This window comes from Neorhizobium sp. PAMB6630, assembly GCF_058242775.1.
Genome location: NZ_JBZAYV010000002.1, coordinates 794,566 through 821,099, shown reverse-complemented (window position 1 = coordinate 821,099; position 26,534 = coordinate 794,566). Strand labels below are relative to the sequence as shown.

24 protein-coding genes and 1 pseudogene are annotated in these 26,534 nt (G+C 59.8%); 19 read left to right on the top strand and 6 right to left on the bottom strand.

From position 1 onward, the window contains the following. Positions 1 to 18: 18 nt before the first annotated feature. The 4 genes from AC4CWF_RS22535 to AC4CWF_RS22520 form a co-directional block, all read right to left on the bottom strand. Complete coding sequence (locus tag AC4CWF_RS22535; protein WP_491285703.1) at positions 19 to 951, bottom strand: isocitrate lyase/PEP mutase family protein; 933 nt, start codon at positions 949 to 951, stop codon at positions 19 to 21. A gap of 132 nt (positions 952 to 1,083) precedes the next feature. Beyond that, on the bottom strand, positions 1,084 to 2,661 hold the full coding sequence (locus AC4CWF_RS22530) for an ABC transporter substrate-binding protein (RefSeq protein ID WP_491287758.1): 1,578 nt from the start codon (positions 2,659 to 2,661) through the stop codon (positions 1,084 to 1,086). A gap of 145 nt (positions 2,662 to 2,806) precedes the next feature. Then, entirely contained in the window at positions 2,807 to 3,382 is a 576-nt protein-coding gene (locus tag AC4CWF_RS22525) for a UbiX family flavin prenyltransferase (RefSeq protein WP_491285701.1), read from the bottom strand. Beyond that, on the bottom strand, positions 3,370 to 4,722 hold the full coding sequence (locus AC4CWF_RS22520; protein ID WP_491287757.1) for a UbiD family decarboxylase: 1,353 nt from the start codon (positions 4,720 to 4,722) through the stop codon (positions 3,370 to 3,372). Before AC4CWF_RS22520 ends, AC4CWF_RS22525 begins: the two co-directional genes overlap by 13 nt. Positions 4,723 to 4,951: 229 nt before the next feature. Here AC4CWF_RS22520 and AC4CWF_RS22515 point away from each other — a divergent pair. Further along, positions 4,952 to 5,110, top strand: a pseudogene (locus AC4CWF_RS22515) (DDE-type integrase/transposase/recombinase); the annotation flags it as partial. 74 nt (positions 5,111 to 5,184) lie between these two features. Further along, positions 5,185 to 6,351: an MFS transporter gene (locus tag AC4CWF_RS22510; protein WP_491285699.1), complete on the top strand. Its 1,167-nt coding sequence runs from the start codon at positions 5,185 to 5,187 to the stop codon at positions 6,349 to 6,351. 124 nt (positions 6,352 to 6,475) lie between these two features. On the opposite strand, the gene AC4CWF_RS22505 is transcribed toward AC4CWF_RS22510, so the two are convergent. Further along, positions 6,476 to 7,543 (bottom strand): LacI family DNA-binding transcriptional regulator, encoded by a 1,068-nt coding sequence (locus tag AC4CWF_RS22505; protein ID WP_491285697.1) that lies wholly within the window; start codon positions 7,541 to 7,543, stop codon positions 6,476 to 6,478. Positions 7,544 to 7,787: 244 nt separating this feature from the next. Here AC4CWF_RS22505 and AC4CWF_RS22500 point away from each other — a divergent pair, with 244 nt between their 5' ends. From AC4CWF_RS22500 to AC4CWF_RS22470, 7 genes are all read left to right on the top strand, one after another. After that, complete coding sequence (locus AC4CWF_RS22500) at positions 7,788 to 8,768, top strand: autoinducer 2 ABC transporter substrate-binding protein (RefSeq protein WP_491285695.1); 981 nt, start codon at positions 7,788 to 7,790, stop codon at positions 8,766 to 8,768. Positions 8,769 to 8,883: 115 nt separating this feature from the next. After that, a complete protein-coding gene (locus AC4CWF_RS22495) occupies positions 8,884 to 10,377 on the top strand; it encodes a sugar ABC transporter ATP-binding protein (RefSeq protein WP_491285693.1) in 1,494 nt (497 codons plus the stop codon). Beyond that, the gene (locus AC4CWF_RS22490) at positions 10,370 to 11,386 is read left to right on the top strand and encodes an ABC transporter permease (RefSeq protein WP_491285690.1); all 1,017 of its coding nucleotides are present in this window, start codon (positions 10,370 to 10,372) and stop codon (positions 11,384 to 11,386) included. Before AC4CWF_RS22495 ends, AC4CWF_RS22490 begins: the two co-directional genes overlap by 8 nt. Then, the gene (locus AC4CWF_RS22485; RefSeq protein ID WP_491285688.1) at positions 11,383 to 12,378 is read left to right on the top strand and encodes an ABC transporter permease; all 996 of its coding nucleotides are present in this window, start codon (positions 11,383 to 11,385) and stop codon (positions 12,376 to 12,378) included. Before AC4CWF_RS22490 ends, AC4CWF_RS22485 begins: the two co-directional genes overlap by 4 nt. A 1-nt stretch (position 12,379) precedes the next feature. Then, positions 12,380 to 13,228, top strand: a complete 849-nt coding sequence (locus AC4CWF_RS22480; protein WP_491285686.1) for a sugar phosphate isomerase/epimerase family protein — start codon at positions 12,380 to 12,382, stop codon at positions 13,226 to 13,228. 32 nt (positions 13,229 to 13,260) lie between these two features. Continuing rightward, entirely contained in the window at positions 13,261 to 13,926 is a 666-nt protein-coding gene (locus tag AC4CWF_RS22475; RefSeq protein WP_491285683.1) for a nucleoside triphosphate hydrolase, read from the top strand. Between the two features lie 55 nt (positions 13,927 to 13,981). Continuing rightward, positions 13,982 to 14,851 (top strand): D-psicose 3-epimerase, encoded by an 870-nt coding sequence (locus AC4CWF_RS22470; protein ID WP_491285680.1) that lies wholly within the window; start codon positions 13,982 to 13,984, stop codon positions 14,849 to 14,851. Positions 14,852 to 14,944: 93 nt separating this feature from the next. On the opposite strand, the gene AC4CWF_RS22465 is transcribed toward AC4CWF_RS22470, so the two are convergent. Then, positions 14,945 to 15,724 carry an inositol monophosphatase family protein gene (locus tag AC4CWF_RS22465; protein ID WP_491285678.1) on the bottom strand — a complete coding sequence of 260 codons (780 nt, stop codon included), beginning with the start codon at positions 15,722 to 15,724 and terminating at the stop codon, positions 14,945 to 14,947. Between the two features lie 342 nt (positions 15,725 to 16,066). Between AC4CWF_RS22465 and AC4CWF_RS22460 the strand changes: the two genes are divergently transcribed. The 10 genes from AC4CWF_RS22460 to AC4CWF_RS22415 all read left to right on the top strand — a co-directional run bounded on the left by AC4CWF_RS22460 (position 16,067) and on the right by AC4CWF_RS22415 (position 26,365). After that, positions 16,067 to 17,416, top strand: coding sequence for an ABC transporter substrate-binding protein (locus AC4CWF_RS22460; protein ID WP_491285676.1), 1,350 nt, complete (start codon positions 16,067 to 16,069; stop codon positions 17,414 to 17,416). Positions 17,417 to 17,518: 102 nt separating this feature from the next. Continuing rightward, positions 17,519 to 18,070, top strand: a complete 552-nt coding sequence (locus tag AC4CWF_RS22455) for an SIS domain-containing protein (protein ID WP_491285674.1) — start codon at positions 17,519 to 17,521, stop codon at positions 18,068 to 18,070. A gap of 40 nt (positions 18,071 to 18,110) precedes the next feature. After that, positions 18,111 to 19,025, top strand: coding sequence for a carbohydrate ABC transporter permease (locus AC4CWF_RS22450; RefSeq protein WP_491285672.1), 915 nt, complete (start codon positions 18,111 to 18,113; stop codon positions 19,023 to 19,025). Next, complete coding sequence (locus AC4CWF_RS22445) at positions 19,025 to 19,843, top strand: carbohydrate ABC transporter permease (RefSeq protein WP_491285670.1); 819 nt, start codon at positions 19,025 to 19,027, stop codon at positions 19,841 to 19,843. Before AC4CWF_RS22450 ends, AC4CWF_RS22445 begins: the two co-directional genes overlap by 1 nt. Next, positions 19,840 to 20,745 (top strand): sugar phosphate isomerase/epimerase family protein, encoded by a 906-nt coding sequence (locus AC4CWF_RS22440; protein WP_491285668.1) that lies wholly within the window; start codon positions 19,840 to 19,842, stop codon positions 20,743 to 20,745. The genes AC4CWF_RS22445 and AC4CWF_RS22440 overlap by 4 nt, the downstream gene beginning before the upstream one ends. Before the next feature lie 19 nt (positions 20,746 to 20,764). Beyond that, a complete protein-coding gene (locus AC4CWF_RS22435) occupies positions 20,765 to 21,763 on the top strand; it encodes a sugar-binding transcriptional regulator (protein ID WP_491285666.1) in 999 nt (332 codons plus the stop codon). Between the two features lie 55 nt (positions 21,764 to 21,818). Continuing rightward, positions 21,819 to 22,901 (top strand): ABC transporter ATP-binding protein, encoded by a 1,083-nt coding sequence (locus AC4CWF_RS22430; protein WP_491285664.1) that lies wholly within the window; start codon positions 21,819 to 21,821, stop codon positions 22,899 to 22,901. 17 nt (positions 22,902 to 22,918) lie between these two features. Next, positions 22,919 to 23,956, top strand: coding sequence for an NAD(P)-dependent alcohol dehydrogenase (locus AC4CWF_RS22425; RefSeq protein ID WP_491285662.1), 1,038 nt, complete (start codon positions 22,919 to 22,921; stop codon positions 23,954 to 23,956). Between the two features lie 29 nt (positions 23,957 to 23,985). Further along, positions 23,986 to 24,714, top strand: a complete 729-nt coding sequence (locus AC4CWF_RS22420) for an SDR family oxidoreductase (protein ID WP_491285660.1) — start codon at positions 23,986 to 23,988, stop codon at positions 24,712 to 24,714. 40 nt (positions 24,715 to 24,754) lie between these two features. Further along, complete coding sequence (locus AC4CWF_RS22415) at positions 24,755 to 26,365, top strand: FGGY-family carbohydrate kinase (protein WP_491285658.1); 1,611 nt, start codon at positions 24,755 to 24,757, stop codon at positions 26,363 to 26,365. The last annotated feature ends 169 nt before the right edge of the window (positions 26,366 to 26,534 follow it).

The following is a 26,534-nucleotide window of genomic DNA, read 5'->3' as shown; positions in this document are numbered from 1 at the left end:
GGTGCCGGCCGGCGGGGCTCAGATCTTCTTCCACTCGTCTTCTGCCGCCATCCAGCCGATGTCGCGTTCCAGCAACTCGCGCTGCTCGGCCTTGGTGAGGCCGCCCATCGTGTGCTCGTCGGCATAACGGGTGCTCTGGTCCTTGAAGACGCGGTGGCCGTAATCCATCATGCCCCACATCGAACCCTTTTCGAGATAATGCATGGTGACGAGGTTGAAGCCGAGAGCGGCAATATCCTCCAGCTCGACGAAAGCCTTGCCGTTCTGGGTGGCGACATCGCCGAACATCTTCCAGCCGGGCAGAACCTTGGCCACCTTCTGGCATTCCTCAAGCGTGCGAAGGCCGTGGACATAGGTCATCTCGCAGCCCAGTTCCGCCGCGCGGATACAGCGCTCAATGGCGTCGTCCAGGCCCAGTTCCAGCTTCGATTCAGTGCGCGCGATCACCACGCAATCGGTGCCTTCGCAGGCATCGAGGGCCGCCTTGATCTTGGCCAGCCAGAGCTCCTTGGAGATGACGGGGTGGTCGATATTGCCGTCGAGCTTACCGGCAAGGGTCGCGGCCTCCATGGCGCGGCCGAAGCGGGCATAACCGCGCTCGTTGGGTGTATCCTCAAGCAGGATGGCGGCCGCACCGGCCTTGGCGAGACGGCGGCAGGTTCTGTAGGCCTGTGCCACGTCACCAAAACAATCGTCGGCGTCGATGATCAGCGGCAGCGGCGAATAATCCGAAATGCGGTCTGTCGCCCAGACCAGTTCTTCCTGGTTGTGCAGGCCCATGTCGGGAACACCCGACATGCTGAAGCCGAGCGACGCGCCGCTGAGAAGGATGGCCTTGAAGCCGGCCATCTCGGCAGCCTTGGCCGAATAACAGTCCCAGACGCACGGTGTGAACACCTGTCCAGCCGACATGAGTTCGCGAAATGTGGTTCTGGGCCGTTTGTCAAACATCGGATTTTACCTTCAAGAGGGGTTGTCAGGGCAGTCGCCCGGAAGTGACCGGACGTCTCGCGGCTGAAAAGGCGCCGCTGATCGTGGCTCGGCCCCGCGCGTTCGCGGGCAGGGGCCGGCCGTGGCGCTTGGTTATTTCGTCGTGCAGGCTTCCTTGCAGACGAACAGGAACTGCTTTTGCAGGATGCCGCCGTTTGACGGCACGATGCCGCCGGTATTGTTGCGGATCAGCAGGTGGCGGGTTTCAGAGCCGAAGATGTAGAGGGGCAGATCCTCCGCCACGATCTTCTGAACCTCGCCATAGGCTGCCTTCACCGCTGCCGGGTCCATCGTCGCGTTGGCGCTGGCCAAAGCCTTGTCCATGGCGGGGCTGTTGTATTTGCCCCAGTTATCGTTGCCCTTGGAACTCAGGAGGTTGCTGATGATCGGCTCGGCACCGTTGGAGACGAGCACGCCGCCATCCACGCAGAGGTCGAAATTGCCCTGCGCCTTGCAGGTCGGCGTCAACATTGCCTGATCGACCAGTTCCAGCTTCACCGAGACATTCTCATACGCGCCGAGCGCCTGCTGGAGATAGGAGCCGAGGCGCTTCAGGTCGGAGTTGGAATAGGTGACGATCTTGATGTCGAACGGCTTGCCATCCTTGGCAAGCGCGTTGAACAGCTCCTGGGCATGCTGAGGATTGTAGTCCGGCAGCTTGTAGGTCGCGTCGTAGAACGGCGAATCCTTGGTGAAATAGTTCGTCGGCGCAACATAACCTTCGACCTGCGTATAGGCCTTCATAAGGCGCGGACGCTGCAGCGCTTCGTAGAACGCTTCGCGGGCGCGGCGATCCGTGAACGTGCCCTTCGTCTGGTTGAAATAGGCGCGGTAAAGGCCGGGGAGCGGGATTTCATGGGTGGTGACACCAGCCGCCTCGGCATTGGAGCCGAACTGGTAGGGGTAACCCGCCATCATCGTCGCGCCGCCCTGGACGACGGTGGAGATGCGGCTGTTGGTTTCGGGGATGACGACGAACTTCAGCGTATCGAGATAGGGACGCGGCTGGTCCCAGTAACCGGGATTGCGCTTCATCGTCATCGAGACGCCCTGGTTCCAGCTGTCGAGCAGGAAGGCGCCGGCGCCGACCGGCTTGATGTCGGTCTTCTTTTCCGCAGCCTTCAGGGCTGCCGGCGACGCGATAAAGGGAGCAAGCTGCGCCAGCGTCGATCCGAAATTGCGGTCGGGATTGGCAAGCGTGATCTCGATGGTCGTCGGATCGACAATCTTGATGCTCTTGTTCCAGGAGGCGACGAAGGCCTGTGCGGGCGCAAGTGTTGCCGGATCTGCGGCGCGGTCCCAGTTGAATTTTACAGCTTCGGCGTCATAGGCCGTGCCGTCGGTGAATTTCACGCCCGGACGCAGTTTCAGCGTCCAGACCTTGGCGTCTGGGCTCGTCAGGCTCTCGGCCATGCCGCCCTGCACCTTGCCGTTGACGTCGGTGTAGACGATGAAGCCGTAGATGGCATCGAGCATGTCCATCGGGCCGCCCGGAAAGGTGCCGCTGGTCACGGCCGGATCCCAGCTCTTGATGTCAGAACCGTTGACGATGGTGATCTCGCCACCCTTGACGGGTTCGGCCTGGGTTGCGGCATAGGCCGCTGCGGCAGTCGATGCGCAAAGCATGGCGAGGGCGACCGCCGCAGCGCGGGCGGTTCGTCCTGCCCGCATGGCGGAGGTTGCAGTAGTATTGACGTCGAATGCATCAGTCATGGATTTTTCTCCAGTTTGCCGTCACTGTTTGCAGCGATCGGCGTTCCCCTTTTTGGTCCGTCAGCGGTTTTTGTTCCGCTGCCGGCAGGCATGCATGTGGTTGTTAGGACGCGTCCTCCTTTTTCCACCGGCGCACGCGCGGGTGGTCGATGTCGAACAGGTCGAGGGCGCGTCCGACGGTCTGGCTGACCAGATCGTCAATGGTTTTCGGCTGGGTATAAAATCCCGGAACCGGCGGCATGATGATGGCACCGCTGCGGGTTGCCTGATCCATCAACGCGATATGACCGGCATGAAGCGGCGTCTCGCGCACCATCAGCACCAGCCGGCGGCGCTCCTTCAGGCAGACATCGGCGGCCCGTGTAATCAGGTCGTTGCTGTAACAGTGGGCGATGCCGCTCAGCGTCTTCACCGAACATGGCGCAACCAGCATGCCGTCGCACCGGAACGAGCCGGAGGCGATCGAGGCGCCGATATCCTTGTGGCTGTGACAGACGTCGGCCAGGGCGCGGATCTCGTCCACCTCATAGCCGACCCCTTCCTCGACAGCCGTTCGAAGGCCGGCCGGCGAGATGACCAGATGGGTCTCGAAGCCGCCGAGTTCGCGCAGCATTTCCAGTGCCCGTACGCCGTAGCAGGTGCCCGACGCCCCGGTGATGGCAACGATCAGCCGACGCATGACGATGTCCCCGGCGTCATCCGGTCGAGAAGGCTGCGCATCCGCGCATAGGCCTCGGCCGGCGGTTGCGCCTTGCCATAACCTTCCTTGCGGTCGCCCGGCTTGCAGGTCGCGTCGTAGCCAAGCTTGGTGACGAGAAAACCGTCTTCCTGCGGTTCCGATCGGTCGGCAGTCATGTCCTTCACGATGAGAATGTCGCGCTCGGCGCGCATGCGGGTGGATTTTGCCAGTTCGACGGCGGCGAGATCCCACGGATCGACATCCGTATCGACGATGGTGACGGTCTTGACGATGCTGACGGCGCCCCAGCAGACGGCCATGGCGCGGCGGGCCTGTCCAGGGCGGGGCTTGTCGATCTGGATGACGACGTTGGTGCGGCCGCACCCCGATTCCGTGACCGCCACTTCGCCGACGTTCAAAATGACGCGCGACAGTTGCGCCTTGAGGCTGGCGGCAATGGGCACGGCGGCGAGATAGATATGTTCGGCATGGTAACCGGGCTCGATGACCTGGAACATCGCATCGGAACGGGTGGTCATGCAGTCGAAGGTCGCCAGCACGCCGCTGCCGTAATTTTCGTACATGCCGTGGTATTCCGACACCAGCCCCTCGACAATCGGCTTGTCGGCATGGATATGCCCTTCGATGACGATCTCGGCTTCTGCGGGAACGAGAATGTCGCTGGTGCGGCAGCGTGTCATGCGCACCGGCTCGCCGAACAGCGAGCCCGCACAATGCATCTCGTCGTCGCCGAGGCCGAGATAGAGGCAGGCGGCAAGCTGGATGATCGGATGGGCGCCGAGCACGACGGCAAACGGCAGCGTCTCGCCCTTGTCGGCGGCCTTGCGGGCCATGATCGCCAGATGATGGTTCGGCGCGATGCCGATCAGCGCCTCGCTCGGTCCAAGGATCTTAAGCCGCGCATAGGAGGCATTGCCGAGCCCGGTTTCCGGATCAACGGCCACCATCAGGCCCGCACTGATATAAGGACCGGTCTCCTGCGAAAAGAAGGTCGGGACGGGCAGATGCGCCAGAACGCCACCTTCAAAGATCTTTTCCTGCACAGGCGCATTGTCGACCAGAACAGGTGCAATGGGTGCCTTGATCGACTCGAGCAGCGATGTCTGGATTTTCGCCCTGGGCACGCCAAGCGCAAGCGCGATGCGATCGAGGCTCGACAGGAGATTGCCGAAGACCGGCATGTCAAAACCCCGGATGCGGTTTGCCCGCACCGCAAACGTATCATGGGTGAGCGAGAGAAGGGCCGAGAGATCGAACAGCGGATTGACCTCGTCATCCACGACCAGAAGCTCTCCCTTGGCGGCAAGCGCTGCAAGCATGCTGCGACAGGACTGGTCCTGCCGCTGTGTCACGGGGGCATTTTGGGCTGCTGCATGGCCGGCGATGGGCAGGACGTCAGAGGTCACTCACGGTTCCTTTGAGCATTTTCAAGTGCCCGATCATGCGAGTGACGCCGGTGCTTGTATACCCGCGTTCGATCCAACTGGCCTATCGGAAAAATTGAACACCTCTTGGAGGGCCCCGGTGCGGAACTCGCCATTTATCCCATGGCACCTCGATGAGGTCGTCATCGGCATTGGCGGCGAGACCCACTGGCTGTGGCGGGCTGTCGATCAGGATAGCTTCGTTTCCGACGTGCTGGTTCAGAGCCGCCGCAATACCAAAGCCGCCAAACGTCTGATGCGAAAACGTCTGAAACGACAGGGCGTAACGGGTTTTAGAATTTGACAGTCTCCACCGCCTCAGGTTGAACGGGTGACCGTGATAACAGAGTCGCCCGAATGCGTTTTCAGCCTCAGTACCGCGTCTATGTCGCCTTTTTCCTGTTTGCCATGTCGACAGGTTCGCTGTTTTCCCGCCTGCCTGACCTGCAGGCGCATCTTGCGATCAATAAGGCCGAACTTGGCACGACGCTGATTGGCATGGCGATAGGCTCGCTGATTTCACTGACGGTCTCTTCGCCCTTGATTGCCCGGCTTGGTTCACGGGCCACGCTTGCCGTGACCCTGCTCGGGATCATGGCGCTGCTGAGCGTTATCCCGCTTCTGCCGTCGGCGCCGCTCGTTTTCGTAACGCTATTTGCCACCGGACTCCTCGCGGGCGCTCTGGAGATCTGCCTCAATGTGGAGATTGGAAGGATCGAGGCGCAAGCAGGCTTCGGCATCATGAACCGAGCGCATGGCTGCTGGAGCCTTGGTTTCTTCGTGACGGCGGTTACCGCATCGTTGGTAAGGCAGGCGGGCATCAGCATGCAAGTGCATATGCATCTGCTGCTCGGCGTGATGTTCGTGCTTGGCGCGCTGAACCTGGCAGGCATGAAGAACGCGGCCCCTCTCGACGATGCCGGCCCGACTGAGAAGCAGCCACACTTTGCGCTGCCGACTTTGGCATTGCTGCCACTTTGCATCATCGGGACCTCGGCCTTCCTGATCGAAGGAGCGGGAATCGATTGGTCAACCATCTACATGGAAGAGGTATTTGACGTTTCGCCTTTCATTTCCGGTTCGGGCCTGACGCTGTTTGCCTTCTTCATGGCCCTTGCCCGCCTCACCGTCGATCCGGTCGTCGATCGATATGGGGCACGGCTCGTCGGGCGGGTGCTTCTTTTGATTGCCGCAGCAGGCATTGCCTTGGCCTGGCTTGCGCCACATCCTTATCTCGCGCTCTTCGGCTTTGCGCTGATGGGGGCAGGCTGCAGCGCCGTTTATCCGATGGCCGTCTCGGCAGCCGCCCAGCGGACGGACCGTCCGGCCATAATCAACGTTGCCGCAATCGCTCAAATGGCTTTCGTCATCTTTTTCCTTGGTCCGCCGCTGCTCGGCTTCGTGGCCGAAGCCTTTGGCATCCGCAACGCCTATCTCGTGTGCCTCCCATTGGTGGTCGGCTCAATTCTTGCCAGTCGTGCGCTGCCGGCTGGGCCGGCACAACGGGAGAAACTGCGGGCTTAAACAGGTTTGGTGCTGTTATTGCCACTCTGTCCTTGCCGAGCGATGGTCAATCCAGGCGCGAACGCCAGCCTGCGTCCTAGCTCAGTCGCAGATGACCGCCGGCGCTGCGGGGCGCTCTCCGGCGCTAAACGGATGTAACGGTATCCTTCAGTTCATCCAGTGGTCCCTCCAGAGCCGTGCGCGGCAGCACAAGCTGAGGTTCTATCAGGACAATGCGGGGCGCATCTTCTTCCAGGTCTAACAGTTCAAAACCTTTTTTCAGCATTCCCTCAATGTCTGGTCTGATCATGTAGACGGGGAAGGGAAGGAACGAGCCGAAGGGATCATAATCGAAGCAACCGACGACGATGTCGCCAAAGGCTTCCCCGTCGTGTTTTCCCATGAAGCGAAGCAGACCTTCGAAGTTGATCGATGAATTGATGAAGAAGCACCGGGGCAGCCTGCCGTGGCGCTCATAGAAGCGTTCGAAGGCAAGGGCCGTCATGCTGGGCGAATAGCCAGTGCTTTCCATGTCGTCGCCCCTGCAGGTTCCGAAGATCTCCGCCTTGGCAGCGTGAAAGCCGATGGTGCGTTCGCGACTGGCGTGATCGTCGCGACCGCCGAACATATAAACATCGTCTGGCGTCAGCGGACCGCCTTGCTGGGCATGCCGAATAATCGCAAGGGTAAGCGCCCTGGCACCTTGCCTGTTGTCGGAAATGACCGAAGACGCCAGTGTTCCCGGCAGGTCGATATTGACATGCGGCAGCCGCGCCCGAGCACACACCTTGTGGACGCCATCGGGGTCGGTCGCGCCCGCGATGAACAGCAGATCAATGGAATAGGCGACGAGCGACTCCACCGTCCGGCGCTCTTCTTCCGGATCACGGCGTCCCGCGACCACCACTGGCAGGAAGCCGCGTTTGCGCGCCTGCGCTTCAAATGTCTGGGCCATGGAGGAGAAAAAGCGCGTATCGTAGATGGGCAGCAGCAATCCCGCCAATCCCGACCGTGAACTCCGAAGCGCCCTGGCTTGCTGGTTGGCCGTATATTTATGCTCCTGCGCCAGCAAAATTATTTTGTTCGCGGTCTCCTCCGAGATCCGCCGTTTGCGCCAGGTGCCGTTCAGGACAGCGCTCACCGTCGATGCCGATGCGCCCGATTTGACCGAGAGATCGTAAATCGTTGCTTTCCTCTGTTCCTTTTCCGTCATCCTGGAATCACCCCTTCACGTCTTTCACGTTGTAGATGGCAGCCCCTCTTGACGAAAGGCCGCTTGGTGATAATGTGCTTGCACCATCGATTGTGCAACTTAGAAATATCGATTGTGCAGATGGTTCGCTTGAGGAGCGACGCGGGAGGAGCCTGTAACGGGTATCGGAAATACGACAGCAGGGCGCGAGCCCTTGCAGGCGCGCCTTTCTGCGTCAGAGGGATATTCAGAGGAGGAGGACCCCATGAACAGACTTATTTCAGTTGCGCTTGGCATTTCGCTGGCGCTCCTTACATCCACCGTCTCATTTGCTGCCGAAACCAAAATCGGCGTTGTGGTAAAAATTGGCGGTATTCCATGGTTCAACGCCATGGAGGCAGGCATCAAGGAACGGAGCGCAAAGCTCGGCGTCAATGGTTTTATGGTGGGCCCCACCAGTGCCGACCCGGCGCTCCAGGTTCGCGCCATCGAAGACCTGATCGCTCAGAAGGTCGACTTTATCGGCGTGGTTCCGAACGACGCCAAGGTGCTTGAGCCGGTTCTGAAGAAGGCCCAGGCGGCTGGCATCAAGGTCATCACGCACGAATCGCCAAAGCAGGCGGGTGCGGACTGGGACTTCGAACTTGCCTCCGCCAAGGGATTTGGTGAAGCGCACGGCAAGCTTCTTGCAGAAAAGATGGGCGGCAAGGGCTCCTATGCCGTTTTCGTCGGCTCGCTGACGGTGCCTTTGCACAATGCCTGGGCCGATGCGGCGATCGCCTATATCAAGGCCAATTATCCGAACATGAAGCTCGTCGGTGACCGCTACGGCGTTGCCGAAGATCTCGACAAGAGCCGCTCCACCGCACTCGACCTGATGTCGGCCAATCCCGATCTTGCCGGTTTCATGGCGTTCGGGTCTCAGGGTCCGATCGGCGCTGGCCGCGCCGTGGAAGAACGCCGCAAGGATGGCAAGATCTTCGTTGTCGGGCCGTTCTCACCTGGACAGGGCGCCAAGCTGATCAAGAGCGGCGCATTGACGGGTGGCTTCATGTGGAACCCCAAGCAGGCCGGCGAAGTCTTCGTGACCCTTGCCGACCGAATTGCCAAGGGGCAGACACCGAAAGCCGGTGAAACCATCGAAGGTCTCGGCACCATCACGCCAGAGGGTAACACCATCGTCGTCGATCAGCTTTTGAAGATCGACAAGGAAAGCATCGATAAGCTGGTTTCCATGGGGCTCTGATCCTCCCGGAGCCTGAGGGCTGCGCGGGCGGCAACGTCCGCGTGGCCCCCTTCTTTCAAAAAATGCAAGTCAGTCGAATGGTCACGGCAAGCGTGGCCAGACGGAGTACACGTTCATGACGGCCTCACACCCGCTTCTTTCCCTCAAAAACATCAAGGTTACGTTCGGCGGCGTCCGTGCCCTGAAAGGCGTATCCTTCGAGGTCAATCCAGGGGAAGTCCATTGCCTGGCGGGGGAAAATGGTTGCGGCAAAAGCACGCTTATCAAGGTCATTACCGGGGTTTATACGCCCGAAGATGGCGCAGAATTCCTATTCGATGGCAAGCCGATTGCCGCGATGACGCCGACACTTGCCCAGTCTCTCGGTATTCAGGTGATCTGGCAGGATCTGGCGCTTTTCGGTGAAATGTCGGTCGCTGAAAACATTGGTTTCCAGCTGGCGGTCAAGGGCAAATACGGCTTGATCGACAAGAGCGCCATCGATGCTGCAGCCAAAAAGGCACTGGCGCGCCTTGGCATCGCACTCGATATTCATATGCCGCTCAAGGAGCTGGCTATAGCCCAGCGCCAGATCGTGGCAATCGCGCGCGCCCTTGTCGGCGAAGCGCGCCTTGTCTTCATGGACGAGCCGACCGCATCGCTGACGCAATCGGAAACCGATTATCTGATCGAGATTGTGCGCAATCTCCAAGCGTCGGGCGTCGCCGTGGTTTTCGTTTCCCATCGTTTGGCGGAAGTGCTGGAAATCTCCGACCGCATCACGGTGCTGCGCGATGGTGCGCTCGTTGGCGTTTATCCTGTTGAGGGGATGACCCAGTCCCGTGTGACCGAATTGATGACGGGCCGCAATTTCGACAGCGCCGTGATCGCCGCCGATCATGATGATGCGCCGGTGGTTCTGTCGGTCAAAAACCTCACCCGCCATGGCGAATTCAGCAACGTCTCCTTTGATCTGCGACGCGGTGAGACGCTGGGTATTACCGGCCTTCTGGGGGCCGGGCGCACCGAATTGGCGCTGACCCTGTTTGGCATGCGGCAACCGCATTCCGGCGAGATCCTCCTTGCGGGAGAGAAGGTCCGTTTCGGTTCAAACCGGGACGCGATCCGCGCAGGTGTCGCCTATCTCTCCGAGGACCGGTTGTCACTCGGGCTGAACCAGCCGCAATCCATCGCCGACAATCTCGTCATGGCCTCTCTCGATAGGATATTGTCGGGCGGTCTTATTTCCTCCTCCAGAAAAGCGAATGTCGTTGCGCACTGGATCTCGGAACTCGGCGTCAAGATCGGTACGCCCGATGATCCGATCCGCACACTGTCCGGCGGCAACCAGCAGCGCGTGGCGATTGCCAAATGGCTGGCGATCGGACCCAGGATCCTGATCCTCGATGCTCCCACTGTGGGGGTCGATGTCGGGGCGAGGGCCGGCATCTTCGACATTGTCCGAAAGCTTGCTGCTGAAGGATTGTCGATCATCCTCATCTCCGACGAACCGCCGGAAGTCTATTTTAACGCCGACCGCGTCATCCACATGGTGGAGGGGCGTTTTCAGGCAGTCTACGACCCGCGGCAAACGTCACTTACAGAATTGGAGTCCGCCGTCTATGCGTAGGCTCGTCTTGGATCATACGACCGAAACTACTCTTATTGCGGTCACGGTTCTTCTCTGCATCGGCCTGTCTTTCGGGACTGACCGTTTCCTCACCGTCGCAAACGCCTTCGACGTGCTGAACATCTCCGCCGTCAACATCATCTTCGCGGTCGGGCTTCTCGTCGTGTTGATCTCGGGTGGTATCGACATTTCCTTCGCGGTCGCCGCTTCTGTCGTGCAGTATGTGACGGTGCTGGCGCTTGGGGCTCTGGGCGGCGGCAATTGGGCCGAGGGTTTTCTGATTGCCGGCGTCGTTGGCACCGGCCTTGGGGCGATCAATGCCTTTCTGGTCTACCGGCTGCAGATCATTTCGATCGTCGCGACCATATCGACCTTCAACATCTTCTTCGGCCTGTTGATGTTCTTCACCAAGGGCGTGTCGATCTACAATCTGCCGGATTGGCTTTCCAATCGTGTCGTCTTTTACGAACACGAGATGGCGGACGGGTCCTGGGTGGAACTTACCCTGCCGGTCGTGGTGATGATCCTCTGCTGCATCGCCACGTCCTTCATGATCTCGCGCACGACAACCGGTCGCAAGCTTTACGCCTTTGGCGACAACCCGGAAGGTGCGCGCCGTTTCGGCATCAATATCGGTGCCATGCATTACATCTCCTTCGGCTGGCTTGGCCTCATGGCGGGTATCGCCGGGCTCATGCAGGCGCATTACGCGCAGGAGGTGGTGCCGAACGCGCTTTATGGCCGAGAGCTTGATGTGCTGGCCGCGACGGTGCTGGGCGGTGCGCGCCTCGGTGGCGGCAAGGGATCGGTGCTTGGCTGCGTGCTGGGCGTCCTCCTGGTTTCCATCACCCAGAACGGGCTCAATCTGATGGGCGTTTCCCCCTTTGCCTTCAAGATGATTGTCGGTGCGATCATCCTCACCGCCATCACGCTTTCGTCCGCAAGGCTCGACAAGCTTTTGCCTGAGGCCCTGAAGAGTTCCTCCCGAAAAGGCAGCCAGCGCTCATGAAGACCTTTGTGCAGAAGTTCAACGCGACCTTCGGTGCGGACATGGGCGGTCCCGTTATCGCCTTCGTATCCGTCATGCTGATTTTTGGACTTGCAGCGGATAATTTCCTGTCGCTTGCCACGTTCGGCTCGGTTGCCTTTCAGCTTCCGGAACTCGGCCTGCTGACGCTGGCCATGCTGCTGCCGCTCCTGACCGGCGGCATCAACCTGTCGATCACCTTTACCGCCAATCTTGCCGGCCTTGCGGCCGCCTGGGTGCTGCAGGCGCATGGCGGGGCGGATGCTCCGGTCAGCGCCTTTTTGCTGGCCTGCCTTGCCGCCCTTGCGACCGGTGCCGCAGCCGGCGCCCTGACGGGCGTTGCCATCGCCTATACCCGCGCGCACCCCATCCTGGTCACGCTTTCGATGATGATCTTTCTGCGCGGGCTCGGGGAGTTTCTGACGCGCGGCGGTGATGTCTCGGGCTTTCCGGCCTATGTGGCGCCGCTTGGCCATGGGTCGCTTTTCGGCCTTCCCATCCCGCTCCTGATCTTCGTCCTCTGCGTGGCCGCCTGGCATGTGTTGTTGACGCGCAGCAAGCTCGGCTTCGGTTTGCTGATGATCGGTTCCAACATGGAGGCGGCCGATTATTCGGGCCTCAACACGCGCAAGATCGTTGTCCTCGTCTACACGCTCTCAGGGGTCATGTGTGCGGTCGCCGGCATCATCATGCTCGCCCGGTTCAATTCGGTGCGCGTTGGTCATGGCGAATCCTATCTTCTGATCACTGTGCTCGCGGCATTCCTCGGGGGCGTTAATCCGTTCGGCGGGTTTGGTCGGGTGCTGCCGGTCTTTGTTGCCTTGGTCGTCCTGCAACTCCTGTCGTCGGGCCTCAACCTCATGGGCGCGAACCAGCATCTGGCGACCGCACTCTGGGGTGTGTTGATGATCGTGGTCATGACGGCACGCACCCTTGCATCCAACTATCGTATTTTCATGAGAAAGAAGGCCTGACGTGCAGGGACTTGGCATTCACGCAATGATGTGGACCACCGTGTGGGATCACGTAGGAGCAGAACGGGCAATCGCGGGTGCGGCCCGCTACAAACAGGATTTTATCGAGATACCGCTCATCGATATTCCGTCTGTCGATGCTAAGCATAGCCGCTCTCTGCTGGAAAAACATGCGCTTCGCGCCGCCTGTTCCCTTGTTCTTCCGGAGCATGCATGGGCCTCGGTGCGCCCCGATGCAGCGATCGAGCACCTCAAATCTGCACTGAACACGGCCGCCGAAATGGGCGCCGAGGCGCTGACCGGCGTCACCTATGGCGGCACCAACGAGCGAACCGGCTTTCCCCCCACCGAAGCGGAATACGACAATCTGACGCGCGCACTTTCAGCTGCAGCAAAACACGCCAAAAGCCTCGGGCTTCAGTTCGGGATTGAAGCCGTCAATCGTTATGAGAACCATCTCGTCAATTCCGCCGCCCAGGCCGTTGCACTGGTCGAACGCATCGGTCTCGACAATGTCTTCGTTCATCTCGACACCTTCCATATGAATATGGAGGAAAAGGGCGTGGCGAACGGCATCATCGATGCCCGCGACCATCTGAAATACATGCATATGTCCGAGAGCGACCGCGGTACGCCGGGCTATGGAAACGTGCCGTGGGATGCGATCTTCGCAGCACTCGCCGCCATCGGTTTCAAGGGCGCGCTGACGCTGGAGAGCTTCGCGGCGATGCCAGCTGAGATGGCCGGCGCCATCTCCACATGGCGCCCCGTTGCCCGCGATGCCGAAGAGGTCTTCGAAAACGGCCTGTCCTTCCTGCGCAACAAAGCGGTTCAGTATGGGCTGGCGTGAGCCGGTTCGGGCAGACAGGGAGACGGCATCAAATGGCTGATACGAGATCATCGGGGGTCGAGGCGACGGCAAAGATCATCGCCTCGGCGTCTGTCGAACGCTTCAATGCGCGAGGTCGCCGGCGCGTTCTCATCGCCATTGCCGGCGCGCCGGGTTCCGGCAAGTCGACGCTGGCGGAACAGGTCGTCGATCTGCTGGAGTCACACTATGAGCTTCAAGCCGCGCTTTTTCCGATGGATGGTTATCATTATGATGATGCCGTGCTGAACGAGATGGGAAGGCGGGCCTTCAAGGGCGCCATCGATACCTTTGATGCGCACGGTCTGCGGCACATGCTGCAACGCCTGAAGGCGAATGAAGACGATGTCATCGCCGTTCCCGTGTTCGACCGGTCGATCGAGATTGCCCGCGCCGGCGGCCGGCTGATTGCGCAATCGACTGAGATCATCGTCTGCGAAGGCAATTATCTGCTGGCCCAACAGGCGCACTGGGATCGGCTTAAATCCATCTTCGACCTCACGATTTTCGTCGACGTTCACGTGGACGAATTGCGCCGTCGCCTTCAGGACCGGTGGCAGGGTTTCGGCTTGTCGCCCGAGGAGATCACCCGGAAGGTCGAGGAAAACGACCTGCCGAACGGCCTCTTCATCATGTCGAACAGCGCCGAGCCCGATCTGCGCGTGAAGAACAACACGTGAGCCAGCCGAAAATATCCGGCAGCCTCTAATGCGTCACTATCAAAGGGAGACATCCATGAAACACGGAATTTATTACTCGTATTGGGAGCATGAATGGAGCGCGAAATTCGGTCCCTATATCGAGAAGGTCGCCAAGCTCGGCTTCGACGTGATCGAGGTGGCTGCGCACCATATCAACGAGTATAGCGACGCCGAACTTGCTGCCATCAAACAGAGCGCCATCGACAACAACATTATCCTGACCGCCGGCATTGGCCCGTCGAAGGCCAAGAACCTGGCGTCGGCGGATGCATCTGTGCGTGCGGCGGGCAAGACCTTTTTCGAAAAGACGCTGACCAATGTCGCCAAGCTCGACATCAAGACCATCGGCGGCGCGTTGCATTCCTACTGGCCGGTCGATTATTCGCAGCCGGTCGACAAGGAGGGCGATCGGGCGCGCGGCGTTGAAGGCATTCACGGTGTTGCAGACTTCGCCAACAATCTCGGCATCAACCTGTGCATCGAGGTGCTGAACCGCTTCGAGAACCACGTTCTCAACACAGCTGCCGAAGGTGTCGCCTTCGTGAAGGAGGTCGGCAAGCCGAACGTCAAGGTGATGCTCGATACCTTCCATATGAATATCGAGGAAGACAGTTTTGGCGATGCCATCCGCACCGCAGGTCCGCTTCTCGGCCACTTCCATACCGGCGAAAGCAATCGCCGCGTTCCAGGCAAAGGCCGGATGCCCTGGCATGAGATTGGTGCTGCGTTGCGCGAGATCAACTACACCGGTGCCGTGGTCATGGAACCCTTCGTCAAGACCGGCGGAACCATCGGCTCGGACATTCGCGTCTGGCGCGACCTGACGGATGGTGCCGATGAAGCCAAGCTGGATGACGATGCGCGCAATTCGCTGGCGTTTTCGAGGTTTGTCCTCGGCGGCTGACGTTCCGTCCTCAGATATCTCCATGCGAGGTTGGTTCTTCGGTTGAAGAGCGAACCTCGCGTATTGAGATAAGCCGGTCTTGCGGGCGCTCCATCACAGGCCCTCATCACGCAGCGCACTGATGCGCTTGAGATCCTGGAAGACATTGCTGTTTCCTGCCCATATCTCTCCTGGCTCTGACAGGCTGCCGGCAAATTCCGCCAGGCCGCCTGCTTCGCGGATCAGCACCATGCCGGCCATGCAGTCCCAGCAGAACAAGGTGGGATCGTAGTAGCCGGCAAGCCGGTTGGCCGCCACATAGGCGAGCATCAGCGCGCCGGAGCCAACGCGAAAGATCACGCCACCTTCCTGATAAAGCCGCGTGACGAAGCCCCCGACATGGCGCGGGTTGGCTCTTTCGGTGCCGCCAAAACCGACGGTCGTCGAGCGGATCGTCCAACCGGGATTGATGGCAAGAGGCCGGCCGTTGAGTGTTGCACCTCCTCCAGACCGGCCAACATAGATCTCGTCGAACATGGGGGCGGCAACGACACCGATCACCGGTTCGCCGTTGTGCAGCACTGCGACCGAAACCGTCCAGTTCGGCTGTCCCACCAGAAATGCCATGGTGCCATCAATGGGATCGATGACCCAATCGAAGCCTGAACTGCCTGTCGTCGATCCTTCTTCTTCCCCCACGATGCCATCTGCCGGGAAGTGCTGCTGGATCATCTCGCGCAGAAAGGCCTCCGTCGCCTCATCAGCGGCACTGACGATATCCTGCGAAGAAGCCTTCTCCGTCCAGCCCAACTTGTCCGGATGCGCCAGGAACGAACGGGCTTTCGCGCCCGCCTCTCGCGCCATCCGTTCAGCAAGCGCAGAGCGTGCAACCATGTCAATAGAGTCGCGGTGCTGATCGTTCAAAGTGACCTCCCTCACTAATGGTGAACGCACCTTAAATCGACGGATAATGCTATTGCAAATCTAAAAATACAGATGTATCGATACTGCGTCCCGCTGAGAGGAACGGCGAACCTAAATTACTGACATTGCTATCGAAACGCATATTTCATGCGGCTGGCGAAGCTTTGCGCTTTCCTGGGTTTGAGGGGATGGAAAGCAGTTCTGGGTGTCCTGGATGGAGGCGATATCCCGCCTTGAACCGTCTCGGATGCCCTTGTCTGAAATTCGAACGAGGCTGCCGGGGAGGCTGCCTTCACCGTAAGGAGGAGTGGAATGAAACGTTTGTTGAAAATCTGCGCAAGCGTGCTGGCATTGACGGCCGCGACTGCGAGCATGCCGCTGTCTGCCCATGCCGACTGGCTTGAAGATGCGGCCAAGCCCCTTAAGGGCACGCAAATCAGCGGCATCTTCCTGGATCGCCCCGGTTACCGCGCCATCATCAAGCTTTTGCCGGAGTTCGAAAAGAAGACCGGCATCAAGGTCAACTACGAGATCGTGCCCTACGAGAACACCCGTGAGAAGGAAGTGCTCAACTTCACCTCGCAGGGCGACCTGACGATGGCGCTGGTGGATCTGGTCTGGATCGGCGAGTTCGCTGAAAACGGATGGATCGATCCGATCGAGAAATTCACCAAGGACAAGTCGATCACCGACCCCAACCTGAAGCTCGATGGCTTTTTCCCGCTTCTGCTGGACGCCTTCGGTTCCTGGGGCGGCAAGACCTACGGCCTTCCCTTCGATAACTATTCCGGCCTGCTGTTCTACAATTCCTGCAAGCTGAAGGAAGCCGGTTTCGACAAGCCGCCGGCCACCTGGGACGAGTTGATGAAGGTCTACGCGCCCAAGCTGACGGACGCTTCCAAGAACCAGTACGCTTATGCCCTGCAGTCGCTGCGCGGCGAAACCCAGTCTGCCGATAGTTTTATGCGCTTCCTGTGGCCGTTCGGCGGCTCGCTGCTCGACAAGCAGTTCAAGTCCAACCTGATGAGCAAGGAAAGCCAGACCGGCCTCAACTTCCGTCAGGATCTGATGAAGTACATGCCGCCGGGTATCGTCAGCTTCGACCATGCGGAAGCCGTGAATGCGCTTGCGCAAGGGCAGGTTGCGATGATCACCGAATGGTCGGCGTTCTACGGAACGCTGGTTGATCCGGCAACCTCCAAGCTCGGCGATTGCCTGGCTGTGGGTCCAGAACCGGCCGGTCCCGCCGGTCGTCTGCCGGCACTCGGCGGTTTCTCGCTGGCCGTCGCCGCACAAGCAACCGAGGAACAGAAGAAGGCCACCTGGCTCTTTATCCAGTGGGCAACATCGGAAGACATTGCCAAATCCTATGTGGAAGCCGGCGGCGTCTCGGGCCGCATGTCGGTCTACAACGATCCGGCGATCAAGGCGAAGTACAAGTTCGTGGAGCCCATGGTTGCCTCCTGGCAGAAGGGCGTGCCGGAATTCCGTCCGCGCTTCCCCGCATGGCCGGCGATTTCGGAAGTCGTTGCCGAATGGGGCTCCAAGATGATGCTGGGGCAGGTCTCCGTCGAGGCCGGCTCCAAGGAGATCGGCACCCGCATGGAAGATATCCTGCAGAAGGAAGGTTATTACGACGGCAAGAAGAAGCTGTTGCAGTAAGCCTCTGACAACCTCCAACACCTCCCAGGGTGTTTCTAAAGGTCGGTGGTGGTGCATCGTCGCCACCACCGACCGCCTCTCTTTATCCTGCGGAACCACACCATGCTTCATCTTCATGAACGGGCGCTGGCAGAACTTGGCCACTGCCTCTCCGGTATCGATGGCGATCAATTCGAGGCAGCGGTCAGCGAAATCTGCAACGCGAAGCGCATCGCGCTTTACGGCGTCGGTCGCGAAGGACTTCAGATCAAGGGTCTGGCCATGCGCCTGTTCCACCTTTGCCTGAAATCTGCCGTTGTGGGCGATATGACCACGCCCCCGGTTGAAAAGGGTGATCTGCTGATTGTCTCGGCAGGGCCCGGCGACTTCTCCACCGTGTCGGCGCTGATCGGGGTGGCAAAGGCTGCAGAGGCCCGTGTTCTTGTGGTGACGGCACAGCCTTCCGGTATGGCCGCGGCCAAAGCGGATGTGGTGCTGCATGTTCCAGCGCAAACCATGGCAAACGACCAGGGTGAAACAACCTCCGTGCTTCCCATGGGATCGCTGTACGAGGGCGCGCTCTATGTCGCTTTTGAACTGCTGGTGCTTGCCGTGCGCGACAAGCTCGGCGTGAGGCCCGCTGCCATGCGCGCCAACCATACCAATCTGGAATGATGCCAAGCCGGCATTGCCGCCGCATCAAGAGGAAGACCTGATGCCTGGACCTGTTTCTAAACCCCACATCAGACCCAATCGCGGTTATGGTCGCTGGACGCCGTTCTGGTTCCTGGCGCCGGCCGTGCTGACCCTGTTTATCATCGGCATTTATCCCACCATCTTTGCGGTGGTCACATCGTTCCGGCGCTACAATATTGCGCGCCCCCGCGATGGATTTCCCTTTATCGGTCTGGAAAACTACACGTCCGTGCTGACCGATAGCACGTTCTGGGCCTCGCTGTTCCTGACAGCGAAATTCTATGTCACCGTGCTGCCGATCGAGGTCGCACTTGGGCTGATGATCGCGCTTCTTCTGCACAAGACCGGAATGGGTTTTCTGAAGTCGCTTGCCCGCGTCACTCTGGTCGTGCCGCTCGCCACCACATATGCCGTGGTCGGTTTGATCGGCCGCCTGATTTTCAACCGTGATTTTGGCGTCGCCAACTGGTTCCTGGATCGTCTCGGGATTGGCGCGCTCGATTGGCTGGGCTCCCAGACCGGCGCATTTGCCGCAATCGTCATCATGGATATCTGGCAGTGGACGCCATTTTGCGCGCTGATCTTTCTCGCAGGTCTTTCCATGGTGCCGGGCGAAATCGAGGAGGCGGCGCGGTTGGAAACCTCATCCAAGTGGGCGATGCTGAAACATGTCCAGCTTCCCTATCTGATGCCCGGCCTGACGGCGCTCCTCATCCTGCGCTCGGCCGACGTGCTGAAGCTGTTCGACATGGTGTTCGTGATGACGCGGGGAGGGCCGGGTTCGGCCACCGATCTCGTATCGATCTACATCCAGCGTGTCGGCTTCCGTATTTTCGATCTCGGCACGGCCTCGGCGCAGGCCATCCTGCTTCTCATCATCACCATCCTGATCAGCCGCCTTTACATCCGCGTACTCTACAAGGAGGTCAACTGATGCGTCTCTCGTCGGGCAAGATCCTGCATGCCATCGGGCTGACAGCTGTTATCCTGTTCACGCTGTTTCCGTTCTATTGGATGGTATCCGCCAGCTTCAAGACGCAGTCCGATATTCTCGCCTCGCCGCCAGTCTGGCTGTTTGCGCCGACGCTTGATCACTACCGGGAAATCTTTGCGGATTCGAAGGTTTTGGGCGCCGTCGGCAATTCGCTGATCATCGCAACCGCCACCACCGCACTTGCTGTAATGCTCGGCGCCCCGGCCGCCTTTGCGCTTGCCCGTTATGAGTTTCGTGGCAAATCCGACCTGTGGTTCTGGTTCATCTCTAACCGCATGACGAGCCCGATCGTGCTGGCCCTGCCGGTCTATATTCTGGCGCTGCAGCTGAAGATGCTGGATACGCATCTTGTCCTCATCCTCATCTACCTCACCTTCAACCTGCCGATCGTGGTGTGGATCTGCACCGACCAGTTCAAGTCCATTCCGCCGGATCTGGAACAGGCAGCACGTCTGGATGGTGCCGACCAGTTCACGATCTTCCGCAAGATCTATCTGCCGCTCGGCGCGCCGGGCATTGCGGTCTCGGCCATCTTCTCGTTCATCTTTTCCTGGAACGAACTGCTCTATGCGCTGGTGCTGACCCGGCGCGATGTGCAGACCGCCCCTGTCGTCGCGACCAGCTTCATGTCCGGCTACGAACTGCCCTGGGGCAAGATCATGGCCACCGGCACGGTCATCGTTCTCCCCGTCACCATCTTTGCGCTCATTGTGTCGCGCCACATGGTGCGCGGCCTGACCATGGGAGCGACCAAATGAGCAGCGCAAACCCGCTCGGCATCAATCTGTCCTTCTGTGTCAAACGCTGGGTGACACCCAACCTTTGGGCGCCCGTCGTGCGCGACCAACTGGGTCTCGATCTCATCCAGTTCTCGTTCGATCTGGTTGATCCCATGTGGCCGTCAGCACTCGTCTCCCGCCATGCGCGGGATGTGCGAAAGGCGGCGGACGATCACGGGATCACCATTCATAGCGCCTTCATTGGCCTTGCTCACTACACTTTCAACCAGTTGCTGCATCCGGATCCGGATGTTCGAGCCTATGCGGAGCAATGGCTGGAGCGAGCTTATGGCTTTGCGGCAGAAGCCGGGATTACACGGGTTGGCGGACCGCTGGGAGCGATCGCCTCTCGCGTGGATGGCAGCGAGGCGGACAGCCTCGAGGCTGCGGACTATGCAAGTCTTGTCGAATGTATGCTCCGGCTGGGTGAAAAGGCGAAGGCTGCGGGGCTGAGTGAGCTTTACGTCGAGCCGACGCCGATGCGCCGCGAGTGGCCCTCAACGATCGGTCAGGCGCGCCAGATGATGAGCGATGTGGCGGCAAGTGCCATCCCGTGGAACCTCTGCGTCGATTGGGGCCACGGCACCTTCCTGCCGCTGTACGGGCCAGAGGCCGACACGATGGAACCGTGGTTCGCCGCGCTGAACGATGTGATCACCGCCGTGCATATTCAGCAGACGGACTATCTGTTTGATCGCCATTGGGATTTTACCGAGGCGGGCAGGGTGGATCCGGTTGACGCCCGCAACCTGCTTGCCAGCACGGGGCTTGCACAATCTCCGGTATTCCTTGAAGTGTTCTATCCTTTCGAACGGGATAGCAAATCCATACTGGACGCACTGAAGGCTTCGGTCCTGTCTCTCAAGCAGGCCTTTGCCTGATCTAAGGAGACGCATGAACATGGCAACCAAGGGACCAGACAACGGAAATCCCGTCATTGAGGATATGGACGCGCAACAGATCCGCGCCCGCGTTGCCTGGCTGTATTTCATCGGCGGTCTGACCCAACAGGAGATAGCCGACCAGCTGGGATTGACGCGGCTGCGGGTCAACAAGACGCTCGGCCAGCTGAGAAACGATGGCTCCGTGGTTGTCGATATTCGTCTGCCCTTGGCCGGGTGCATTGAGCTTGAGCACAAGGTGCGGGAGCACTATCAGCTGGAAGACGTTTGCGTCATCCCCACCCTGCCGGATGATCTGGAAAATCAGCGGGCTGTCGGTGATGCGGCGGGCGGCATGCTCGACAGGCTTCTGGAAGATGGCATGGGTCTGGGTGTTGGCTGGGGAAAAACGCTGACGGCCGGCCTGAAAAGGCTCACATCGCGCCCGCTGCCGGACAGCTGGGTGACCTCCCTTATGGGAGGGCTTACGCGCGGATCGGGCTCCAGCACGTTCGAGGTCGCGACAGGTTATGCGCGGGCGATTTCGGCGGAATGCTATTATCTGACAGCGCCGCTTTATTTCCCCTCTGTCGAGAGCCGCGAAGCGCTGCTGTCCCATCACGGCATTCGCGAAACCATGCGCCGCGCCCGCTCCGTGGATGTCGCCTTGGTGTCCTGCGGCGATATGACAGCCCGTTCACTTCTGGTGCAGACACCAACGGTGTCTGAGAACCTGAAGGATATTCTGGCGGCTGGAGCCGTCGGAGATTTGCTGGGCGTTTTCCTCGACAGCGACGGAAAGCCGGTGAACCATCCTCTCAATGAACGCGTGCTGTCCGTTTCACCGGAACAGCTGAAATCCGTTCGCCATTCCATTCTGGCCTCCGGCGGCTGGTACAAGGTGAACATCATCCGCGCCATCCTGCGCGGCGGTTACGTCAAGCGTCTGGTGACGGACGAAAAATGCGCCGCTGCCCTGCTGGATGGGGCGCACAGCCCTCCAAACAATAGCCAATAGAACAGAACACGTGCCGCATCTTAATGCGGTGCGAGGTGATCGGGAGTAGAAGAGCATGACCTTCCTGCAGTTGGACACCATCAAGAAGACGTTTGGAGAGATGAGCGTCATCAAGGGTGTGAACATATCCGCCTCCAAGGGGGAATTCGTCGTGTTCGTGGGGCCTTCCGGCTGCGGCAAGTCAACCTTGCTGCGTATGATTGCAGGCCTTGAAGACGTATCCTCCGGCACGCTCTCCATCGATGGCAAGGATGTGACCTATGAGGAGCCCGCCAAGCGCGAGGTTTCGATGGTCTTCCAGTCTTATGCGCTTTACCCCCATATGAGCGTCTTCGAGAACATGGCTTTCGGTCTTCGCATGGCCAAACTTCCGGAAGACGAGATCAAGCGCCGGGTGGGGGAGGCCGCACGGATTCTCCAGATCGAGGCGCTTCTGGAACGCAAGCCGCGCGCACTTTCCGGTGGCCAGCGCCAGCGTGTGGCGATTGGCCGTTCCATCGTGCGCAATCCGAAGATCTTCCTGTTCGATGAGCCGCTTTCCAATCTTGATGCGGAACTGCGTAGCCAGATGCGCGTGGAAATTGCCAAGCTGCACCGCAAACTGGGGGCGACCATGGTGTATGTGACGCATGACCAGGTGGAAGCGATGACACTTGCGGATCGTATCGTCGTCCTGCGCGCCGGACTTGTCGAACAGATCGGCTCACCGACGCAACTCTACGATCACCCCGCCAATACCTTTGTGGCCGGCTTCATCGGTTCGCCCAGGATGAATTTCCTGACGGCAAAGGTTACAAGTGCCGATGCATCGGGGTTGCGGCTGGAACATCCCGGTTTCGAAGGCGGCACCCTTTCCCTCGCCCATGGCTCGGCCTCAAAGGTTCGCCCCGGTGACACGCTCACGGTTGGCCTTCGTCCCGAGCATCTGGATGTGGCTGCCACGAACCCGCTTCTGCGTTTGACTGCAGATTTTACCGAGAACCTCGGCGGCTCGACGCAGATTTACGCCCGAACCGGCGATGAGACCGTCATCATCCTTGCAAATGGCAGGCCGGATCTGCCGCCCGGCGGCGCGATCACGGCTGGAATAGATCCCCGCCACATCTATCTCTTTACGCCGGATGGACTGGCACTCTGACTTGAGGAACGAAAAACATGCAAGCTCTGGTTCTGGAACGTAAAGGCGAACTGGCAATCCGCGACATCGATCTGCCGCGCGATGTTGGTCCCAATGATGTGAGAATTGCCATTCATACCGTCGGCGTCTGCGGCAGCGACGTGCATTATTATACCCATGGTGCGATCGGTTCCTTCGTGGTGCGTGACCCCATGGTGCTGGGGCATGAAGCGGCGGGCACGGTGACCGAGATCGGTGCCGAGGTGAAGACGCTGAAGGTGGGCGACCGTGTCTGCATGGAGCCCGGTGTCCCGAACATGGCCTCGCGCGCTTCCAAGCTTGGCATCTACAACGTTGACCCGGATGTGCGCTTTTGGGCAACGCCGCCGATCCATGGCGTGCTGACAGCGGAAGTGGTGCATCCGGCAGCCTTTACCTACAAGCTTCCCGATAACGTCTCCTTTGCCGAAGGCGCGATGATCGAGCCTTTCGCCGTCGGCATGCAGGCGGCAACCCGCGCCGGCATTACGCCCGGAGACGTGGCTGTGGTGATCGGCTGCGGCCCAATCGGCATCATGACGGCCATTGCGGCATTGGCCGGCGGCTGTTCACGGGTCATCATTTCCGATCTCAGTGCCCCCAAGCTTGCCATTGCAGGCCAATATGCCGGCATTACGCCTGTCAACATCACCGAGGCTTCGCTGGCGGAAACCGTCGCCAAGGCGACGGATGGATGGGGTGCCGATATCGTGTTAGAGGCGAGCGGCAGCTCGAGAGCCTATCAAGGGATTTTCGATCTCCTGCGTCCCGGCGGAACTCTGGTGCTCGTTGGTCTGCCGGTTGAGCCGGTGGCCTTTGATATTCCGGCCGCGATCTTCAAGGAAGCGCATATCGAAACCGTGTTTCGTTACGCCAATAATTTTGATCGCGCAGTCAACCTCATAGCCTCCGGCAAGGTGGATCTGAAGCCCCTGATCACAGACACTTATGCATTTGCCGACAGTATCGCAGCCTTCGAGCGAGCGGCGAAAGGCTTGGCCGAAGATGTGAAGCTGCAAATTCGGCTTGGCGATTGAATGCGGACAATTCCGACGGGAGTTTCATCATGACGAAGAGTTTGAACGGCAAGGTCGCGGCCATAACGGGCGCAGCTTCCGGGATCGGGCTTGCCTGCGCGCGCAAGCTCATTGATGAGGGCGCGACAGTCGTGCTGATCGACAGGGCGCAAGATAAGCTTCACTCGTTGTGTGCCGAACTTGGCGAGCGCAGCCGCATGCTGGTGGTCGATCTTCTGGATGGCCCGCAGGTCTCCGGCCTTTTGCCGCGGATTCTGGAGGTTGCCGGCGGGCTTGATATTTTCCACGCGAATGCGGGTGCCTATGTGGGCGGCGCGGTGGCAGACGGCGATCCCGACAGCTGGGACCGCATGTTGAACCTCAACATAAATGCCGCCTTTCGCAGCGTGCATGCGGTGTTGCCACACATGATCGCCCAGAAGAGCGGCGATATCCTATTTACGAGTTCGGTTGCAGGTGTCGTGCCGGTCGTCTGGGAGCCGATTTACACCGCCTCCAAGTTTGCCGTGCAGGCCTTTGTGCATGCCACGCGCCGCCAGGTTTCGCAGCATGGAGTTCGCGTCGGTGCCGTTCTTCCGGGCCCTGTAGTCACGGCTCTTCTCGATGACTGGCCGAAAGAAAAGATGGACGAGGCTCTTGCAAACGGCAGTCTGATGCAGCCGCAGGAAGTCGCCGAAGCGGTTTATTTCATGTTGTCTCGTCCCCGCAATGTGGTCATCCGGGATCTTGTGATCTTGCCCAATAGCGTCGATCTATAGGCTTGACCGAATCTGCATCAAGTTGCCGGAGGAGTAAGGCATGAATGGTTCCAGGTATTTTATCGGGGTCGATGTTGGCACGGGCAGCGCGCGCGCCGGTGTCTTCGATGAAGAAGGCCAATGCCTTGGAACCGGAAAGAGTGACATCGAGATCTTTCGCGATCAGGCACATATGGTCGAGCAATCGAGCGCCAATATCTGGCAGTCCGTTTGCCTTTCCGTCCGGACTGCCGTGCAAGCGGCCGGGGTCTCCCCGCAAAAGGTCGTCGGCATCGGCTTTGATGCCACTTGCTCTCTCGTCGTGGCCGGTGAAGGCGGCAAATCTCTTGCTGTCGGGCCCTCGGAGCGGCCGGAACGCGATATCATCGTGTGGATGGACCACAGGGCCATTGGGCAGGCGGAGCGGATCAATGCGCAGGGTCACGATGTGCTGCGTTATGTCGGAGGCCGCATTTCTCCCGAAATGCAAACGCCGAAGCTCCTGTGGTTGAAGGAACACCGGCCGGACACCTTTGGCCGCGCCTGGCAGTTCTTTGATCTGGCGGATTTCCTCACCTGGCGTGCGACGGGAAGCCTTGCCCGCTCCACCTGCACGGTGACCTGCAAATGGACCTACCTCGCGCATGAACACCGCTGGGATCCGGATTATTTCCGGCAGATCGGTCTTGGCGAACTGGCGGACGAGGGGTTTTCCCGGATCGGACAGGAGATCGTTGAGCCCGGCACGCCGGTGGGGCAGGGCCTCACCGATGAGGCGGCGCGCGATCTTGGTCTAGAGGCTGGAACGGCGGTGTCTGCCGGCATGATCGACGCGCATGCCGGCGGCATCGGCACGGTCGGCATTGGCGGTACGCCCGAACTCAACATGGGTTACGTCTTTGGCACTTCCTCCTGTACCTTGACCTCGACCACCGATCCGAAATTTGTGCCGGGTGTGTGGGGGCCGTATTTCTCGGCCATGGTTCCCGGCCTGTGGTTGAACGAAGGCGGACAAAGCGCTGCGGGTGCGGCCATCGATCAGCTGGTGAGTTTCCATCAGGCATTCCCGGACGCCAGCAATCGGGCGCGCACACTTGGTGTGCCGCTTCCGGTGATGCTGGCGGATCTGGCGGTTGCAAAGCAGGCCTCTGCCTCCGATGCCGTGTCACTCGCCAAGGGGCTTCATGTCGTGCCGGAATTTCTCGGCAATCGCGCGCCTTTTGCCGATCCCGCCGCGCGTGCCGCAATCGCCGGCCTCGGCATGGAACGGGATCTGGACAGCCTGATCGCGCTCTATGTCGCCGGATTGTGCGGCATCGGCTATGGCCTGCGCCAGATTATCGAAGCGCAGGCGCAAGCTGGCGCCGACGTACAGCAGATCATTATCAGTGGCGGCGCCGGGCAGCATGATCTCACGCGGCAGATCCTGGCGGATGCCAGTGGCAAGCCGGTGATCGCGCCTCAGACCTCCGAGCCCGTTCTGCTGGGGGCCGCCTTGCTGGGTGCGACGGCGGCGAGGAGTTTTGCCGATCTGAAGCAGGCGATGCAGGCGTTGAGCAGGCCTGGCCGTGTCTACCAGCCCGCTCCTGGAGATATCCTGCAGACGCACGAAAACCGGTATTCCGTGTTCTGCAATCTACAGCTCGAACTGCGAAAAATGAGGGATTTTTAGCTTGGCGTCATGGACGTCGCGAGGCCAGAACAAGCGCGATGAAGCACGAACGTTGCTGCAGGTGTGCCAGTCCCCGTGCGTTCAGGCTCCCCCCTCAACCACTTCATGCACAAATCGCTCATTGCGAAAATATAACAACCATTTAACCGCCAAGTTATTCTAACCGCAC